At 40.1% G+C, this 18,883-nt stretch carries 19 protein-coding genes; 17 read left to right on the forward strand and 2 right to left on the reverse strand.

Annotation, left to right across the window (positions count from 1 at the left end; translation table 11 throughout):
- Window positions 1-93: 93 nt before the first annotated feature.
- Together SJY39_RS04705 and SJY39_RS04710 are read right to left on the reverse strand one after the other, a co-directional pair.
- Entirely contained in the window at window positions 94-1,782 is a 1,689-nt protein-coding gene (locus tag SJY39_RS04705) for an AMP-binding protein (protein ID WP_016793801.1), read from the reverse strand.
- Window positions 1,783-1,869: 87 nt separating this feature from the next.
- Window positions 1,870-2,613 (reverse strand): AraC family transcriptional regulator, encoded by a 744-nt coding sequence (locus SJY39_RS04710; protein WP_016789363.1) that lies wholly within the window; start codon window positions 2,611-2,613, stop codon window positions 1,870-1,872.
- 195 nt (window positions 2,614-2,808) lie between these two features.
- Between SJY39_RS04710 and SJY39_RS04715 the strand changes: the two genes are divergently transcribed.
- The 17 genes from SJY39_RS04715 to SJY39_RS04795 all read left to right on the forward strand — a co-directional run bounded on the left by SJY39_RS04715 (window position 2,809) and on the right by SJY39_RS04795 (window position 18,880).
- Window positions 2,809-2,997 carry a Flp family type IVb pilin gene (locus SJY39_RS04715; RefSeq protein ID WP_010436241.1) on the forward strand — a complete coding sequence of 63 codons (189 nt, stop codon included), beginning with the start codon at window positions 2,809-2,811 and terminating at the stop codon, window positions 2,995-2,997.
- Window positions 2,998-3,165: 168 nt separating this feature from the next.
- On the forward strand, window positions 3,166-3,696 hold the full coding sequence (locus tag SJY39_RS04720; protein WP_010436242.1) for a prepilin peptidase: 531 nt from the start codon (window positions 3,166-3,168) through the stop codon (window positions 3,694-3,696).
- Window positions 3,697-3,733: 37 nt separating this feature from the next.
- Entirely contained in the window at window positions 3,734-5,083 is a 1,350-nt protein-coding gene (locus SJY39_RS04725) for an ATPase AAA (protein WP_016789365.1), read from the forward strand.
- Entirely contained in the window at window positions 5,076-5,825 is a 750-nt protein-coding gene (gene cpaB, locus SJY39_RS04730) for a Flp pilus assembly protein CpaB (RefSeq protein ID WP_016793803.1), read from the forward strand. Before SJY39_RS04725 ends, cpaB begins: the two co-directional genes overlap by 8 nt.
- 8 nt (window positions 5,826-5,833) lie before the next feature.
- Window positions 5,834-7,288 carry a type II and III secretion system protein family protein gene (locus SJY39_RS04735; protein WP_010436245.1) on the forward strand — a complete coding sequence of 485 codons (1,455 nt, stop codon included), beginning with the start codon at window positions 5,834-5,836 and terminating at the stop codon, window positions 7,286-7,288.
- Window positions 7,278-7,547, forward strand: coding sequence for a hypothetical protein (locus SJY39_RS04740; protein ID WP_010436246.1), 270 nt, complete (start codon window positions 7,278-7,280; stop codon window positions 7,545-7,547). Before SJY39_RS04735 ends, SJY39_RS04740 begins: the two co-directional genes overlap by 11 nt.
- Before the next feature lie 16 nt (window positions 7,548-7,563).
- On the forward strand, window positions 7,564-8,832 hold the full coding sequence (locus SJY39_RS04745; RefSeq protein WP_016767629.1) for a Tad domain-containing protein: 1,269 nt from the start codon (window positions 7,564-7,566) through the stop codon (window positions 8,830-8,832).
- A gap of 2 nt (window positions 8,833-8,834) precedes the next feature.
- On the forward strand, window positions 8,835-9,263 hold the full coding sequence (locus SJY39_RS04750) for a TadE/TadG family type IV pilus assembly protein (protein ID WP_010436248.1): 429 nt from the start codon (window positions 8,835-8,837) through the stop codon (window positions 9,261-9,263).
- Window positions 9,263-9,754: a TadE/TadG family type IV pilus assembly protein gene (locus SJY39_RS04755; protein ID WP_010436249.1), complete on the forward strand. Its 492-nt coding sequence runs from the start codon at window positions 9,263-9,265 to the stop codon at window positions 9,752-9,754. The genes SJY39_RS04750 and SJY39_RS04755 overlap by 1 nt, the downstream gene beginning before the upstream one ends.
- A 23-nt stretch (window positions 9,755-9,777) precedes the next feature.
- Entirely contained in the window at window positions 9,778-10,992 is a 1,215-nt protein-coding gene (locus tag SJY39_RS04760; protein WP_010436251.1) for an AAA family ATPase, read from the forward strand.
- Window positions 10,993-11,025: 33 nt separating this feature from the next.
- The gene (locus SJY39_RS04765; RefSeq protein ID WP_016767628.1) at window positions 11,026-12,477 is read left to right on the forward strand and encodes a CpaF family protein; all 1,452 of its coding nucleotides are present in this window, start codon (window positions 11,026-11,028) and stop codon (window positions 12,475-12,477) included.
- Between the two features lie 9 nt (window positions 12,478-12,486).
- Complete coding sequence (locus SJY39_RS04770) at window positions 12,487-13,452, forward strand: type II secretion system F family protein (protein ID WP_010436253.1); 966 nt, start codon at window positions 12,487-12,489, stop codon at window positions 13,450-13,452.
- Window positions 13,453-13,455: 3 nt separating this feature from the next.
- Window positions 13,456-14,427: a type II secretion system F family protein gene (locus SJY39_RS04775; RefSeq protein ID WP_016767627.1), complete on the forward strand. Its 972-nt coding sequence runs from the start codon at window positions 13,456-13,458 to the stop codon at window positions 14,425-14,427.
- Entirely contained in the window at window positions 14,424-15,428 is a 1,005-nt protein-coding gene (locus tag SJY39_RS04780; RefSeq protein ID WP_016793804.1) for a lipopolysaccharide assembly protein LapB, read from the forward strand. Before SJY39_RS04775 ends, SJY39_RS04780 begins: the two co-directional genes overlap by 4 nt.
- A 33-nt stretch (window positions 15,429-15,461) precedes the next feature.
- Entirely contained in the window at window positions 15,462-17,225 is a 1,764-nt protein-coding gene (locus SJY39_RS04785; RefSeq protein WP_016767625.1) for a hypothetical protein, read from the forward strand.
- Window positions 17,222-18,151 (forward strand): glycosyltransferase family 2 protein, encoded by a 930-nt coding sequence (locus tag SJY39_RS04790; RefSeq protein ID WP_010436260.1) that lies wholly within the window; start codon window positions 17,222-17,224, stop codon window positions 18,149-18,151. Before SJY39_RS04785 ends, SJY39_RS04790 begins: the two co-directional genes overlap by 4 nt.
- Window positions 18,152-18,160: 9 nt before the next feature.
- On the forward strand, window positions 18,161-18,880 hold the full coding sequence (locus tag SJY39_RS04795; RefSeq protein ID WP_010436262.1) for a class I SAM-dependent methyltransferase: 720 nt from the start codon (window positions 18,161-18,163) through the stop codon (window positions 18,878-18,880).
- Window positions 18,881-18,883 lie beyond the last annotated feature (3 nt).

The following is an 18,883-nucleotide window of genomic DNA, read 5'->3' on the forward strand; positions in this document are numbered from 1 at the left end:
AGATTGCAAGAGTAGTGATTCTGTTGATTGTACTAAGTACTTATAATGTAAGCTTACAAAAAAGGAGCCAAAATGGCTCCTTCTCGATTTTGACTATTCTTCCCAAACCACTAATTTATCTTTCGGCCAGTTATGACCGACCTCATGATATTTCTGCTCAAGGATATGTCGTTTGATTTTAAGCGTTGGTGTTAACACGCCATTCTCAATACTCCACGGTTCTTTAATCATCAGTACGCCTTTGATCTTCTCATGCGAAGCTAACTGTTCGTTCATTTTTTCAATGACGCGTTTGCTTGTTCTTTCGTAACGAGCCCGATCAAAATTAGGGAAGTCATGCGGCACTACGAGCAGGATAGGGCCAGGTAAGCCTAAGCCTATCAAACACATCATCTCCACGCGGCTGTACTCAAAGAGTTTATTTTCGATTGGTACAGGAGCGACAAACTTGCCTTTCGCGGTTTTAAAGGTATCTTTCTTACGCCCACGAATCGTTAAATAGCCTTCGCTGTCAATATCACCAATATCACCCGTATGAAGCCAACCTTCTGAGTTAAAAGATTCTTGAGTTGCAATGTCATTTTTGTAATAACCAGAGAACATGCCTTTGCTTCGAACTAAAATCTCTTCGTCTTCTGCAATTTTGAGTTCAATGCCCGGACCAGCATTACCTACAGTGCCAATTTTGTCTGCTCTAAACGGGTAGTTAATCGTGCTGTAGGCGAAAGACTCAGTCATTCCCCAAGCTTCGGTAATGTGTAGGCCAACACTCTCATACCATGCAAGTAGAGCTGGTGATACCGGAGCTGAACCACAGCCAAGAACGCGAGCTTGGTCTAACCCCAGACCATCAGCCAGTTTCTTCTTAATGATGTTATTAACAAACGGGATTTTAAGTAAAAAGTTCAGTTTTTTCTGCGGTAACTTATCTTGAATTCGTTGTTGGAACAGAGTCCATAAACGAGGCACTGAAATAAACAAGGTTGGTCGGTGCATTTTCACATCATCAATAAATGTGTCTAACGACTCTGGGAAAGCGGTGACCACACCACCGGCTACTGAAGAGCCAAAGATATAAACGCGTTCTGTGATATGGGCGAGCGGCAGATAAGAAAACAAACGATCGCCAGGTTGAATACCAATATGATCGATCAACCTTTGTACAGACCACGTAAAGGCGCCGTAGGTGAGCATAGCACCTTTTGGTAGTCCTGATGTACCAGACGTATAGACAAGTGACATTAGCTTATCATCGTGATGTTGAGGACGTTTGGTTGATGGCTCGTGTGTATCGATGAGCTGTTCAAAAGTGTGTTGGCACTTCGCAGCGCTATCGTATGGTAGCGAAATGCTCACTAAGTTCGGATTGTCATCGAGTACTTTTTGAGTTGCCGCAGGATCATCAAGTTTGCCTGTAATCACAATCTTACTTTCACTGTGCTCAATACAATATTGAATGGTGTCTGTGCCAGCAGTAGGAAAGATTGGGACGCTGACAAAATCTCCTAACATCATGGCAAGGTCACAGATAAACCACTCTGCACAGTTTTTAGATACGAGAGCGACTCGGTCACCGGGTTGAGCTCCGAGTCCCTCTAATGCTGATGCCAGTTTTAGTGCTTTGTCGGCCACTTCTTTATAAGTGAACTCAACAAATTGGCGGTTAATTATTTGTTTTAAGTAGACTTCATCTGGACGTTCTTCTGCCCATCTTAAAATCATGTCATTGGGTGTAGGGAGAGCTGTTGCTTTTTCTTGGCTAAACTCGTTAGGCTGAATCATTGTCTAACTCCATGTTTTTCGCTAAGTTATTATTTTTTGTTAAAATCATGTTAAATGTACCATGATTTTTTCTTTTAGGGAGTAAAATTAGCGTTTTATGTTATCCATGCAGGCACGCCTATAGCTCGCAGGTGTCACACCTGTTCTTTTCTTAAAGATTCTTGAGAAATACGAGACATCTTTGTATCCACATTGATAAGCGATAACGGCTATTTTTGATTCGGTATCTGCCTCAATCAATTTCTTTGCTAGTAGGATTCGTTTATCGCACACGAAGTCCCTAAAGCTTACTCCAAAGTGTAGATGAAACTTTTTAGAAAAGTAGGTCGTTGAACAGTGACATTTTTCTGCAATTTCTTTTTCTCTGATCTCTTTGTTTATGTTGTCCATAACAAAGTTGACGACTTCTGAAGTAAACAGTTTGGCTGGCAGTTGATTGTTGTTGTTCATGTCCCTGTCGAGATCGAAATGGGTCTCGAAGATATGTTGCGTTTTGTGCTTAAGTTGCTCAAAGGTACTGGTCAGATGATTACTGTTTGTTTCAATAATGAAAAATATATTCTTATGATTTCGAACGATATTAGGTAAAGCGTCTGAGCAAATAATAACGATTCGTTTGTTTAGGTTTTCACAAATAGATAGGGCCATTGTAAGTAATTGAAGTTTATCCGTTCTGTTTAGTATAAAGAATACTAACCTGACCTCTAAGTTACTGATTATAGATATATCTTGTCCAAAATTGTCAATAGAGAAGTAATGACTGATTTTTTTTATAATAATGGAATTGAACTCACTATCTCTATCCGATAATAAAGGTGTTATTGATTTCATATAAATATCAACTCTATTTCATATTTAAATTTTAATTTTATAAAACGATAAATTTCTATGCATATAAAATAGATTAGAAGTACCACAAAAAAGTGCAAGTAAATGGCAAAAAAATCCTAACCTAATATATAACTCACCTCTAGATTTAGTTTACAGGTAAACAAAGCCTGATATGTAAATCAAGGAGAGGTTCTCATGGATAAGTTTTTGAATAATTGTAAAGAATTCATGAAAGATGAAGAAGGGTTGACTGTTATCGAGTACGTAATCGGAGCAGCATTATTGGTATTAGGCTTAACAACGGTATTTTCAGGTTTAGGAAACACATTGTCGACCAAACTGAATGCTATTGTAGCCAATGTTGGTACGACTACTGGTGGTTAATACCTCATGAATAGAAAAATAGTGAGACAACAGAGAGGATTAACGACGGTCGAGTATGTGATCGGTGCGGCCTCACTTGTTATCTTTATCGCGTTAGTTTTTTTTGGAATGTCGTCAGCTTTGTTGAGTAAATTCCAAAGTATAATATCGAGTGTGTAAATATACTATATGATTAATGAGCCTTCTGTTTTTTGGGCGTTGTTAATTGCAGTTTCGGTATACGATGTTGATAAGCATCGTATACCAAACAAAATATTGATTATGTTTATATTTGTATATTTACTATCAATGTTTAACAGCAATTACACTTTAGATGTTTTTCTAATGTCACTATCTGGAGCCGTTGTGTTTTTCGGTGCCGGTTTGCTTCTTTATTTTTTTAGAGCGATGTCTGCAGGGGATGTGAAGTTATTAGGTATTGTAGGGATGTATCTTGGGTGGGGACAGTTACTGGATGCTTCATACTTTATTTTGGTTTCTTCTGGAGTTATAGGCGCTTTCTATCTGCTATATAACTTTTCTAATTCGAGCAGTCTTAGTATCAAAGGTTATTTTGAAAATAAGCTAATAGTGCTTGGTGGTGCTGCACCTGTCGTAGACAAAACTGCTGGCTTGCATATTCGATACTCAAATAAAGTGACGATGCCTTTTGCACCATCTGTTGTCATAGGGTTAGCGATGTATAGCTACTTTACTTGAATCTGTTGTTGGTTCGCTTCATGGAGAGGAATAATATATGGATATTATAGGGCATACTGATCCAACAACTTTGAAGCCTCAAATTTCAGCCCCAACCGTTCCTACATCTATTGATATGTTGGGTGTTCCTGAAGTCGTAATTGAAAATCTCGTACTTAAACATTTATCTGCTTATCCTAAATCGGATGTTTTAGATCTATCTAATTATTTGTGTGTTGTTACTCATATTGTGGAAAGTGCTTTAGCTGTTTTGCGGAAAAAGTCATTAATAGAGGTGTTTCAACCGACTTCGGACATTTCTTTTGCGTCAGTCTCACATAGCCATGTTCGCTATTCTCTTTCTGACAAAGGGCTTGAGGAAGCAGATTTATCTTTCAAACGGGATGCCTATTTAGGTCCCGCACCGGTTTCGCTTACCCAATATACAGAGGTAGTAAAACAACAAGATCTGAGAGCTGAGTTGGTAACTAGACCGCATGTTGAAGTGGCATTAAGCGATGTTTATGGTGTAGATAAGATGATTTCAGTGCTAGGGCCTGCAATAAATTCTGGGCGTGCTTTGTTGTTATATGGGCATGCCGGAACCGGAAAAACATTTGTCGCGAGCCGGATTGTGAACGCTTTACGTACATCTGTTTTTATACCTTACGCGGTCTATGCTCTAGGTAACATTATTAAAGTGTTCTCTGCACAGCATCATAAGCCGCTGGATAGTAATGGTAGTGATAAAGTTATCTCTCTTAAAGATCAATATGATAAACGTTGGCTTAATTGTGAAAGGCCAAATATTCAGGTTGGGGGAGAGCTCACCATGGATATGCTTGAGGTCAATCACTCGGAGAATAGTCGCGTTTGGTTAGCACCTGTACAGATGATGGCAAACAATGGGATTTTTGTGATTGATGACCTTGGTCGTCAGCCTATGCCCGTTGATACTTTGCTTAATCGTTGGATTGTACCTATGGAATACTCTTTCGATTATTTATCTCTACCTAACGGTCAGCAAATAACGATGCCGTTTGTGCTAACGCTAGCCTTTTCTACCAACTTAAATCCCGAAAAAATAAGCGACCCTGCATTCTTACGTCGTTTAGGTTACAAAATTCAATTCAAGCCTCTGAATCAGAGAGATTATGAAGCTTTATGGATGAGCATCGTTTCTGAAAAAGAGGTTGCGCTTCAAGATGGATTCTTTGAGCGTTTGTCCCAAATGCACACGCTTTACAAAGTCCCACTTTTTCCTTGTTTACCGAAAGATCTCGTTGGTATCAGCAAAGACATTCTTTCGTTCGAACAACTCCCGCCTGTGATTACCTTCGATATTCTTTCTATGGCATGGAAAGTCTATTTTACCTCTGATGGACACGAGGACGAAAATAATGAATAAGAGTCAAGTTTTCCTACTGTTTTTATTGTCCGTAGTATTTGGTTTAGCTGCTGTATTTTTTGCTAAACAGTGGATGGACAACCAAGTTAAGCCAACCGTTGAAGTTGAAACTGTGGAGCGTCATCCGATTGTGGTTGCGTCCCAAGAAATCGAAGCCGGAACGGTTATTGAAGAGCAATTTTTAAACACTAAGCTCATGGAAGTCGATTGGATTGATGAAAACAACTATTCCGATGCTACTGAGCTGGTAGGTAAGGTCGTCGCCAATACGATTTATGCTGGAGAAATACTTCATAGAATGCGTTTTACTGTCCCTGGTGAGGGCTCTACGTTAGCTGCGTTAATCCCTGAAAATAAGCGAGCTGTGACCATTCGAGTTGATGATGTTATTGGTGTTGCGGGTTTCCTATTGCCAGGGAACAAGGTTGATATCCTAAATACCGTTTCTTATAGCAAAAATTCAGCATCTACCCAAACTGTACTCAAGGATATCAAAGTACTTGCGGTAGACCAAACGGCAAAAACAAAAGAAAACAGCCCTATTATTGTGCGAGCCGTAACGTTAGAGGTCTCCCCAAAAGACGCCGAGAAATTACTAACTGCAAAGAGTAAAGGCAGCATTCAGCTTACATTGAGAAATCCTCACGAAATTGAGAAGAAGGTTGTTCGTCGATACGTACCTAGACCTAGCGTAACTATCATTAAAGGTACACAAGCATCTAGCGTTCGCGTCAAGGATTGAGGTGATATATGAAAATAATAATAACGTGTATTTTGAGCCTAGTTTGTTTTTCTACACTGAGCTTTGCTGCTCTTCAAACTGGAAAAACCGTAACGGTTCCTCATCATAAATCGGCACACGTGGTTCTATCAGGGAAAGCCAGCAAAGTATCGCTTGGTGATCCTGATGTTCTGGACATTGTGATGTTGAAATCCAATGAGCTGTTTTTAATCGGGAAGAAGTTGGGTGCTACCAACTTAATGGCATGGGATTCAAGAGGTCAGTTGATCGAATCTATTGATATCGAGGTCACTCACGATCTCAACAGCCTAAAAGCGAAATTATATGAGTTTCTTCCTGATGAAACTATTGAGGTGCACAGCGCACAGAATCGTTTGTTGTTGAGTGGTCAGGTGAGTAATCAACAGCAAATGAATGTTGCGATGAGAATTGCCGAAACGTATTCCTCAGGTCAAAGTGCTGATGAATCAAAGGAAAGTGGTAGCGAGCAAGTTGCTACAACGGGTGTTATTAATTTGATGTCGATAGGTGGCGCGCAACAAGTTATGTTGGAAGTTACGGTGGCAGAGGTTCAAAGAAGCTTAGTGAGAAAATTCGATGCGAACTTTCATTTCTTTCAAACGAGTGGGTCGAATTTTTCTTGGGGTGCCTCTTCAGTTCCAGCAGGAGTGATAGGAGCAACGCCTATTTTTGATATTCCTATTTCAACCGATTACGGCATTTTGGGGTCGTTTATTGATAGTAATACTTTGTTTACCTTTGCATTGGATGTAGCCAAACAAAATGGTGTTGCCAAGGTCTTGGCTGAACCGAATCTAACCGCATTAAGTGGATCAAAGGCCGAGTTTTTAGCTGGGGGGGAGTTTCCGATTCCCGTCCCAGATGACGATGGTATTACGATTGAATACAAAGAATATGGTGTAGGGTTGAAATTTATACCGACAGTGCTCAGCGACAAGAAAATAAACCTTAACCTAGCTGTCGATGTAAGTGAAATTGCGAATAGTAGTTCGTTAACCATTGACCCAGGCACGACAAATGCTACTTATTTTATTCCTCCGATAACTCGAAGAAGTGCGTCGTCGACGCTTGAGTTAGCCGACGGTCAGACTATCGGTATTGCTGGTTTGCTCAGTGAAAATGTCAGAGATATCAGTAATAAAATGCCGGGTATTGGTGATGTCCCTATATTAGGTCAGCTCTTTAATAGTCAAGAGTATGTGTCTGGAGAAACTGAGTTAGTTATTTTGGTGACCCCAAGACTCGCCAAGCCAATCGATCGAAGCAAAGTGACCTTACCAACTGATGCTTTTGTTAATCCGAATGACTTGGAATATTACTTGTTAGGTAGGAGTGCTTACATTGCAGAGCCATCTGGTTCTGACTCAGGCGAATCTCAAGCATCACAAGATATCCCTTCGACAGATGGTGGTAGCGAAGGCTCATTTGGGCATGATTTATAAGGAGATAGATATGATTAGAACAATGATGGTCTTTCTCGTAATGGTATTAGTTGGCTGTGCGAATGATGTTCGATTGGGGCATTCGGTAGCGCTGGTGAAAACAGAACAAACGTATAACCCTAATGCGACCCAAGAGAACTTACTCGTAGTACCTGACGGTACAGGGGAGCGGATGCAGACTGGTTACGACAGATATGTAGGCAGAGGTGAAAGCGATCTGTCTGGAAGTAGTAGCCAGATCTTAGAAGAGTTTAATTAAATCTGGAGGTACTCACATGTTGTATCGAGTATCACAAAGCCCTAAAAAACAGAAAGGTTTAGTCGTGATAATGATTACTGCTGCCTTGTTAGTTTTCTTAGCGGTGTCAGCGTTAGCTGTCGATATAAACCATATGGTTGTGAATAAAACACGCTTACAAAATGCAGTTGATTCTGCAGCGTTGGCTGCCGCAACCATATTAGACAACAGCAAAGATAAAGATGCTGTCGACGCGGAAATAGGTACGGCACTGAATGCCATGGCGGCATCAACGGGAAATCATGAATTTGATTTTAGTACGGCATCTATAAGTATTGATTATTCAAATGATCCTCAAGACTTCACTGGGACTGCCACTTTTGGTGCTGATGATGATGTCTATGTTCGGGTTCGAGTGGATTCATTGGATATGGATGAGTTCTTTATACAGATGTTTGGTTTAGAGAAATCTGTCTCGGCGAGTGCCGTTGCTGGACCAAGTTCAGGATTTCGTGTTGTAAATAATGTTGTGCCGATTGGTGTTTGTATTGGTGATGGTACGTCTGATAACGATATTGATCCAGAAGATGGATTTCATGATGAAACTGGTGCAGCTATAACGAGTGTATTTGGTTATGAAGTTGGGACCGTTCATGCATTAAAAGTGGGAGATAAAAATCTATCTGAAATGGGAAATGGTAACTATCACTTATTAGATTTTGGTTCAGGTGGTAAAGCGGTAAAAGAAGGGTTGGGCGGAAACTATAGTTACCCAGTCGAAATCGGTGAAGATATCACGACGAAGCCCGGTGGCACGGTTGGCCCTACTGGCGATGGTTTGAATACTCGTTTTGGTGATTATGGTGGTGGTTTGTCAGCATCCGATTACCCTTCTGATTATGTGACCACAGAACCAACTGATGAAATAACGATTGATGCCAATACTGGTGAGATCGATTCTGATGGCAGTTATACCTTTGCTCAATATGAATCAGATACAAATACATGCATTGCGAATAACGGTTCGGGATGTGCTTCCAATGGTGTGGCTTGGCGCCGTATTCTACCGATACCAATGGTTGATTGCTCTGGAAAAAGTGGTGGTACGACCGACTTTACAGTGAGCAAAATTGGCTGTTTCTTCTTATTGCAAAAAGCACCAACCAATAACTCGGGAACACCAGCCGTTTTTGGTGAGTTTATACATTCTTGCAGTGTTACGAGCGGATCAGGTAGTACAGAGTCAACTACAGAAGGGGCTTACAAAATTGTTTTGTACAAAGACCCTAACAGTGGAGAGTCCTGATTATGAAATTTTTTAATAAATCTAATCGCGGTTTTGCTGCCATTGAGATGGTCATTGCGACACCTGTACTGTTGTTTTTTCTGATCTTAGTGCTTGAGTTCGGCAATATTCTGATTCATTACAATGTTATCTCAAAGTCTGTGCAAAATGGTGCTCGTTACGCCGTTAGTGAAGTTTACGGAACTATAGGTGGAACGATCGCGCCAACGTCAGAAATACAAAATGTGGTGGTTTACGGTCAGAACAGCATAGGCACAGCACTGTTATCTACTTTAACAACAGCTGACGTAACTATTAGTCCACCTTCAGGTGATAGTTACGTGCGGGTGAGTGTTACGTATGACTACATACCGCAGTTTTTATCTATCCCTTTTTCTTCAGCAAGTTTTTCTATTCCGCTGAGCGTCACTTCGGTGATGAGGGTGCTGTGATGAAAAAATTTAAAACAGGAATAAAAGGGATTGCCATTATTGAATTTACAATCGTCTCATGGTTTGTTTTTTTATTGGTGTTTCTCATTTTAGCGCTAGGGGCCTATGTATTTTCGTTGCAAATGGTCAGTGAAGCGACGAGGAAAGCCGCAAGGCTAGCAACTGTTTGCTATGTTGAAGATAGAGATAATATTGCAGGAATGGTTGTGGCTGAACTGCCGCTTATTGGATTTACTAATGCAAATCTAGAAGTTGCTTATTTAGATATTAATGGCAGTGAAATTTCGTCCGGTTACGATACTAATCCAGGGTTTAGCAACATTAAATTTGTTCGTGCTCGGGCTACGGGGTATGGAATTCAACTTATTGATAATTTAAGTTTTTTAGGTGCAGGTGGCTATTTGGCCGCTCCCTCATTTGAAACAATATTACCCGCTGAAAGTTTGGGTGTGGTTAGGGCTGACTCTGAAAAAAGGAATCGGTGTCCATAGTTATTTATTACGGGAGTAGCGGTATGGGGGAAGCGGTTAAAATAACGCCTAATGAGAACGATATTACGCGTTTAAGAACAAACCTTAAGGTTTGGTTAATTTACAGTACTGATGGTTTTCATTCACATATGAGCCAAGAGCTGCATAAATGTCGAAATGTGCACGTGACGTCATTTTCTCTAGCAGCAATGGGAGAGGAGTACTTGAAAAGTGCAGACGTTCCTGAGCTTATTTTTGTCGAAGCTCATGGGAATTGGGCTCAAAAGATGGTGGAGCTTCAGGGGTATGATTTATCACTAGAAGACAAGGATTTGTCATTAGTGGTGCTTGGTGATGAAAGCGATAATGGTTCTTTGAAAATCGCTTTGCGTTTAGGGGCTTCAGACTTTTTATCTCATAACGTGACTCTCTCGGATTTGCTCCCTTTATTGAAAAAAACGGCTTCTGAAAAACTCGAAAATTCGAGCTACGGTGAATTCATCCTATTTCTGAATACTAAGGGAGGGATGGGGGCAACGACCCTAGCGTTGAATACTGCTATTGAAATGGCCAGTCAGCATCCAGGTGAAGTTCTTTTGCTCGACATCGACCTTCAATTTGGCGTGATACCCGATTATTTAAATATTGTGCCTACTTATAGTGTTTCTGATGCAATTAATAGTTCGAATGACTTGGATGAAATGTCTTTGGGAGCGTTAGTAAATAAACACGAATCTGGTCTACATATTCTAAGCTTTAAACATGAAAACAACGCGGATGACTTTGAACAAGCACAGAAAATAGGTCGATTGCTTCCGATACTACGTCGTTTTTACCCTTATGTGATCATCGATCTTTCTCGAGGTTTAGATCATGTGTTTGCATCAGCAATATCACCAGCAACCAAAGTACTGTTGGTTTTGCAGCAAAGCTTAGTATCAGTAAAAAATACCAGCAGGTTAATTAAGTCTCTGAAATTTGAATATGGTCTACAAGGCGATTCAATCGAAGTCATTATCAACCGGTATGAAAAGCGACATTCAATCAAGTTAAAAGACATTGAACAAGCGGTAGGCAAACATGACATACACCTTATGCCTAATGATTTTAAAGTGGCGTTAGAGAGTGCCAATCTAGGCCAACCGTTAGTTCAATCGAGAAAGAAAAGCTCTATTACTCGCTCTATCATCGACTTGTCTCACATTCTTTCACCACCAGAGCAAGAAGAAAAAGGGTGGTTGAAAAAGTTGTTTTCATAACACGTTGATAAAAAGTAAACACGAGGGATTGTGATGTTTTTTAAACGAAAAAATGTAAACCCAGAGTTTGAAAAAAAAGTAGAACAGGTTTCGCATGATTCCGAATGTGTCAATTCTGTTGAGCATTTATCTAGTGTTGATGTGTCTAACCAAACTCAAAAATCAAATGCGAATGTAGAGAAAGAAAAAGCCATTGATGAAGCTCGGAAAGTATTGGAGCACGAGCTTTCTATAAAGCACTTCTTTCACAAACAACTTCTTGAAACCTTAGATCTTGGCTTGTTATCGAGTTTGGAGAAAGAGCGAGCGAAGGTAGATCTGCATGAGGCTATTGTGCAATTAATGGCTGAGGACGGTAGCCATGCTCTAAGTGCTGAAGGACGAAAAAGAGTCATTAAGCAGATTGAGGATGAGGTCTTTGGTCTTGGTCCATTAGAGCCACTGCTAGCCGACCAAACTGTATCTGATATATTGGTAAACGGACCTAAAAGTGTTTATGTGGAACGTCGAGGTAAGCTAGAAAAAACGCCTTATACGTTTCTTGATGATCGCCATTTAAGAAATATCATCGACAGAATCGTAAGCCAAGTTGGACGCCGCATAGATGAAGCATCACCTATGGTAGATGCTCGACTTATCGATGGTTCTAGGGTAAATGCGATTATCCCCCCTTTAGCACTTGATGGCCCTTCTGTGTCAATCCGTCGTTTTGCTGTTGATCGTTTGACGATGGATAATTTAATTGGCTATGACTCAGTTTCTCCCCAAATGGCCAAGTTCGTCGAGGCGGCGGTCAAGGGAGAGTTGAATATACTTATTTCGGGTGGGACCGGCTCAGGAAAAACCACAACACTCAATATCTTTTCTGGGTTCATTCCACGTGATCAGCGCATTATTACCATTGAAGACTCTGCGGAATTACAACTTCAACAGCCACATGTTATTCGTTTAGAGACCCGCCCTGCTAACTTAGAAGGGAAGGGAGAAATCAGTCAACGTGAATTGGTCAAAAACACCTTACGTATGCGTCCTGATCGAATCGTGGTTGGGGAAGTACGTGGTAGTGAAGCGGTGGATATGTTAGCTGCTATGAACACTGGTCATGATGGCTCACTTGCTACTATTCATGCGAATACTCCTCGTGACGCCTTAAGCCGTGTTGAGAACATGTTTTCAATGGCGGGGTGGAATATATCGACCAAAAACTTAAGAGCTCAAATTGCTTCTGCTATTCATCTTGTCGTTCAAATGGAGCGACAAGAAGATGGTAAGCGCCGTATGGTTAGTATCCAAGAAATCAACGGTATGGAAGGTGAAGTGATTACGATGTCGGAAATTTTCCGTTTTCAACGTAAAGGTATTGACGAAGACGGAAACATTATCGGCTATTTCACTGCTACGGGTGTCGTTCCTCAATACCACGATCAGTTGGTAAAACGTGGTCTCGAACTGCCCTTTGAGCTCTTTACTGAGACTCATAATTAAGGAGGGATTATGGATAATGTAAGTGTTTCATTAGCCCTGTTATTTATCGCAGTACTTTTTATTTCGCAGGCTTTGTTATTACCGGCTGCGGGGAAAAAAGCGAAGCATAAAGAGTTATCTCGTCGCTTGAAAGAGACGCAACGTAATATTGATGAAGAGAGTTTGTCATTACTTAAAGAACATTATAACAAAGACTTATCTCCGATAGACCGCAAGCTGACAATTATCCCTTTCTTTGCTGGATTAAAAAGAATGTTGGAGTTAGCGGGTATGAAGATAACGCTAAGTCGATTCTTGTTTACCGTTTTCCTGTGTGGTGTATTACTCTCACTGATATCGATGATGACAAACCAAGTATGGTTTATTAGCGTTGCAGCCTTCATTTTTGTTTGGGTTATCGCCTATCTATTTGTGCAAAATCGAGTGACCTACAGAATGGCTCGATTTGAAGAACAACTTCCGGAAGCGTTAGATATTATCCGACGGGCATTGCAAGCCGGACAACCACTGGTTCAGTCTTTTAATGAAGTAGGTGAGGAACTGCCTGATCCCATTGGCGTAGAGTTCAAAAACACCTATAACCTGCTTAACTATGGTTATGATTTACGGTTAGCGATTTTGCAGATGGCAGAGCGCGTGCCGACGGTTTCAATGTTAGCTTTTTCTAGTGCGGTGATGCTGCAAAAAGAGACCGGGGGGAATCTGTCAGAGAATCTACAAAAGGTATCCGAAGTACTAAGAGCTCGCTTCAAGTTAGAAAGGAAAATAAAAACACTGTCTGCTGAAAGTCGTTTGTCAGCTTGGATCCTAACGCTATCCCCATTCGGTCTATTTTTTGCCTTAAAGATAGCTAGCCCTGAATATATCGAACCTCTTTATAAAGATCCGCGAGGTGTTTCGATGGTAAGTGTCGGTATTGTGCTTTTAGCGATAGGAGCGTTATGGATTAAAAAGATCATCAGTATAGAGATTTAGCTCATGGAACTATTAAATATTGAAGTATGGAAGCAGATGCTCGCAAGTTTTGGAGTAAGTTCTCAGATGGTCATCTACTTGATGATTCTACTCACAACTGTTTTGCTCACATTAACGATTGGATTCTTACTTTTAGGCGCTAGCTCCCCTTTGGATAAGAAGCTAAAACAGATATCAGAAGAGAGCGGTACTCATTCAAGAAAACCATATGATTTTTCAAATACGTTAGAGTCACTGAGTCCTTTTATTGGTAAAGGGAATAAAAAGGATAATGAAACCTACTCAGAAAAGTTGATGCACGCTGGGTTCCACGAAAAAAGGGCGTTATCTGTTTTTTACGCGTTGAAAGTCTTATCTAGTTTGATAGGGATTGTCGCTGCTTTTATGGTTTATTACATATCACTAGGTGGTAGTTACAATAATTTACTCATAATGACTTGTGTTTTTCTTGGGACTTTCACACCCAATATTATTCTAAGTAAACTACAAAAAGAACGTCAGAAAAAAATTAGAAATGGCGTACCTGATGCACTTGACCTTCTCGTAGTGTGTACTGAATCTGGACTTGGTTTCAATGCTGCTCTGGGACGTGTGGCGTCAGAGCTTTATGTTTCTCAGCCTGATTTAGCGGATGAGTTAGAGACTGTGTTTGCCAAAATCCAAGCGGGTGTCACTATGCCTGATGCGCTTAGACAGTTTATCGAACGAACCGGTTTAGTAGAATTAGAAGGTTTGGTTTCTTTGCTTTCTCACGCATCGAGAATGGGTGGGAGTTTAGCGCAAACACTCCGTGATTATACGGAAGATTTTAGAGATAAGCGTCAGCAAGCCGCTGAGGAAATCGCGGCAAAAATACCGACTAAAATGTTATTCCCCATGCTGATATTTATTTGGCCTTGCTTTTTCATTGTTGCACTTGGCCCAGGACTATTGATCGTAATGGATGCGCTAAGTGCGCCGGGAGCAAGCTTATGATTTTTAATAATAAATTTCTTATTTTTCTGTTACCCATATTACTGCTTGGGTGCGCCTCTTCTGATGAGCCTACAAACCAGTTTGATGCTGAGCTGTATTCCGGGAAGCCAATAGATACTTTAACGAGTGATGATCCACCTCTTAATGAGAAAGAAGCAATAATGCGTGGTGATATTGCTCTTCGAGATAACAACATAGATTTGGCATTATATGAATATATACGTTCGTTATCTTTTCCAGAAAAAGAATTTCATGATAAAACTTTGTTCACTATTGGCCGAATACATTCGTCTCGAGGTAACTATTCACTGGCCGAGAAAGCCTACCTAGCTGCATTAGATTTTAATCCTGCCCATACAGAAGTATTGGAGCAGTTGGGAGTTTTATATACGAAACAGCGCCGCACAGATGAAGGGCGAAGCTATTTCTTTAAAGCGATCAACTCAGATCAAGTGCGATTAAAAAGCAGTGAAACGATTAAAAACTACCAAGCGTTGAGTCAAAGTGAAGTAGCTAGTTTGAAGGTCGATAGTATGTCTCCTGCATTGGCTTATATGGGGATTGGTGTACTGGAAGATGTTGACGGGAAGCATCAGATTGCACAAGAGTACTTTAAAAAATCACTGACGATAGATAAAAGCTCAGTCAAAGCTTTGTTGAATATGGGCTACTCTCATTACATGTACGGTAATTATAAGGAAGCGTATCAGTACACGCGTTCAGCTTTAGAGTTAGAGCCAAATAATGAAAAAGCTCAGAATAATCTGGCGCTTATTTATTTAGCTTCTGGGGATATTAAGAAGGCAACCAACGTGTTCATGAGGCATATGGATGCACCGGAAGCGTTGAATAATGTTGGATATTTCCTGATATTACAAGGAAAGCCTGATCTGGCGATTCCATATTTACAACAAGCTATCGATAAAAAATCATCTTATTACAAAGTAGCAAATGAAAATTTAAACAGAGCGTTAGCAGAAGTGAGAGAGATGGAACAGTAATGATTTGACTTTGGCTCAATGAAAAGGATATTCATGTTGCCTAAAAATGATAATTTTAACAAAGATATCGTTGTTATTTCTGCAATTTGGCTAGTTTGCGCCATCGCGATATTTATTTACAAGTGGGAAAGCGTTTCAATATTAAACCTGAATGATAATGACGATTATATGCGTTTTGTTCAGTTTCAAGAGTGGATGAAGAACGGTCATTGGTATCTTGAACCGATGAGTAACTTTAATCCCGCTGATGGTAATATAATCCATTGGTCTCGTTTTCCTGACCTAATGTTATCGCTAGTCGCTTTTCCACTATTACTAGTCGCCGATGATAGTGTTGCGTATACGATTTCAATATCGATTGTTCCATTACTTTATTTACTGATTTTTGCATTGTCATGCTTTTATTTAAGTGAACATTTATTTGGCGACAAATATCGTTTTATTAGCATGATGTTTACTATCTCCTCCCCTTCAATTATTCACTTCTTACCGGGTTCTATTGATCATCATAATATTCAGCTTATCTTTGCAGCCCTATTTTTAGCTTTAACACCTGTGAATCATAGCCAGGTGAATCACTCATGGCGTGTTTATGCTCAATCAATTATCCTGTCTTTATCGTTGTGGACGGGTTTAGATAATATATTGTTATTTATGATTTTCTTCGCTATTTACACCGTGTATTGCGGTCTTGTACGCCACGAGTGGCTTAGTTATGTTTCTAAGTTGTATGCGAGTTCCGCTTTGTTTGGAATTTTTGCAATTTTATTAAATCGGCCTTACGATGAGTTTTTTGTTTTTAAGTACGACGAAATATCATTTGTTCTCATCATTCTTTTCTTTTGTGGCTGGCTCTTTGTAAATGTTTACCATCGAATAATGAATGAAGGTAAGAGCCTATTGCAAAGGGCTTTGTTATTATTTTTTCTTGCTGTTTTATTTTTAATTCTAGTTGCAGTGCTTTACCCTTCACTCAGTAGTGCTTTATTTATTGATTACTCCCCACTACTAAAATTGTATTGGCTTGACCAAGTTACAGAAGCAAAATCGATCGCTAGATACATCATGAGTCACGGTTTTTTATCCATAGAGAATTATGCTTTACTCGTTGTTCCAGCCACGTTGTACCCACTTTTTAAGAATAAAAACGACCATTGCACAATTTTGTATCTCATTTTTATGTTTAATCTAGCCCTTGCGATTTTTTGGCAGATTAGGGTTATGAGACTGTGCTTTGTTTTAGCTGCACCTCTTCAAGCATATGTTGTTCTGCAGTTGTCAGGTTACATTCGCTCTTCAATCTTAAAAGCTACAGTTATTTTTTCTGGCGCACCGTTAGCTGTAGCATTTGTCATTCTCGCTTTGTCGCCATCAGAGGAAATTACAACTACTCTTGATGAAGAGAAAGAATCGCTGAATATCTATAAAGTACTAAAAGATAACGATATAGACTCACAAACAATCCTCTCTGGAATAGAAACTGGAGCTCCTGTATTAGCAAAGACAAATAACAGTATTATTGCCGCTCCTTATCATCGAAATATTGTCGGGAATAGGTTTCTTATTGAGGTAATGCTAGAGGAAGATCTCGGGTTAGTTGAAAGGAAAATTATAGACAAAAGCGTAGATATTATTGTTGTTGGCAATGATCCTCATTTGTTGATTCTAAAGGGTTCGGCGGGAGAGGAGGCGTTTATCAATAAATTATACAGCTCAGATACTCCAACTTGGTTGGAGGTTGTACACGACAACATTGAAAGCGGTTATCGAGTCTTTAGAGTTAGGGGGAGTTCATGAAAAACCAAACCATTGCTGTGTTACTCCCGTGCTATAACGAAGCTGGCGCGGTCGGAAAAACGGTCATTTCTTTTCAACAAGCTTTACCTAATTCTACTATTTATGTGTATGACAACAATTCAACTGACAACACGATAGAGGAGGCGATGCAAGCCGGTGCTGTTGTTCGACATGAGTCTCGTCAAGGGAAGGGAGAAGTCGTTAGGCGCATGTTCTCTGATGTTGAGGCTGATATTTACGTGATGGCAGATGGTGATGACACTTACGATGCGTCTATATGTCCGGCTTTGATCGAGCAATTAAATAATGAAAAGCTCGATATGATTATTGGAAGCCGAGAGCGCTCTTCAGGTGCGTATCCTAAAGGACATATATTCGGCAATAAAATGTTCTCTTCACTTATCAATCAGGGATTTAACGCCCAATTAAGTGATGTTTTTTCGGGGTATCGGATTATGAGTCGCCGGTTTGTGAAATCAGTCCCGATTTTTAGTGATGGTTTTCAAATTGAAACCGAACTCACCGTGCATGCATTACATCATAATATGTCCATTAAAGAAGTCTCAACTCAGTACCAATCTAGGCCGGAAGGAACCGCTAGCAAATTGAATACATTGAGTGATGGTCTGAAGATCCTCAACTTTATCTTGTTCTTATTGAGAGATGTTAAGCCGATGTTTTTCTTTGGCGTATTGTCTATGTTGCTTTGTGTCATCTCATTGAGCTTGGGAATTCCCGTTATTTTAGATTTTGTTGATACCGGACTAGTAGAAAGGGTGCCAACTGCGATTTTGTCTAGCTCGATTGCATTAATTTCGGTGATGTCTTTTTTCTGTGGATTGATACTCGACAATGTGTCACGAGGTCGGCGAGAGATGCGAATTCTTTCTATATTAAGATGCAGTAATAACAAACCATTGGAATAGGATTCTGGTATGAGAATAAGCAAGGATGAAGATAACGATTGGCTCGATTATTTATCTCGTTTCAGTGATGAATACGATGAACGAGTTTATGAGCGTAATACCACGGGGTATGTGATGAGGGCAGGTCATATCGCGTGTGAAAGACCATTCGGAGAAGATAAGCATTTCCCCAAAGTATTAGAGGTAGGTTCTGGAACTGGTGAACACTTATTGCATGTTAAACACACCTTCGATGAATACATTGTTAGTGATGGTGATGCATCAGCACTAGAAGTAGCAGATAAGCAACTCAGCCATATCAATTCTTATGACAAACTCACTTTTAACGTAACTAATGCTTGTGAGTTAGATTTTGAAAGTAACAGTTTTGATCGCGTGATCGCAACTCATATATTGGAGCACCTATACGAGCCTCATTTGGTGATCAAAGAGTGGTTAAGAGTGTTAAAACCAGGGGGAACTCTGTCTATTTTGATTCCTACCGATCCAGGAATCGCTTGGAAGATCGGGCGTTATATGACGACAAGAAAACACGGTTTAAAAAAGGGCTGGAATTACGATTACATAATGGCGAGAGAACATGTTAATCCATGTAATAACTTAATTGCCTTTTTAAACTATTACCTTCCTGACAATCAAAACTCGTTTTGGCCGTTGAGTTTTGCCCCCCTTATCGATTGTAATTTATTCTTCAATTTTCATGGAATTAAAATTGTTTCTAAGCATTAGAGT

The organism is Vibrio sp. R78045, assembly GCF_042466085.1.
Taxonomy (GTDB): domain Bacteria; phylum Pseudomonadota; class Gammaproteobacteria; order Enterobacterales; family Vibrionaceae; genus Vibrio; species Vibrio cyclitrophicus.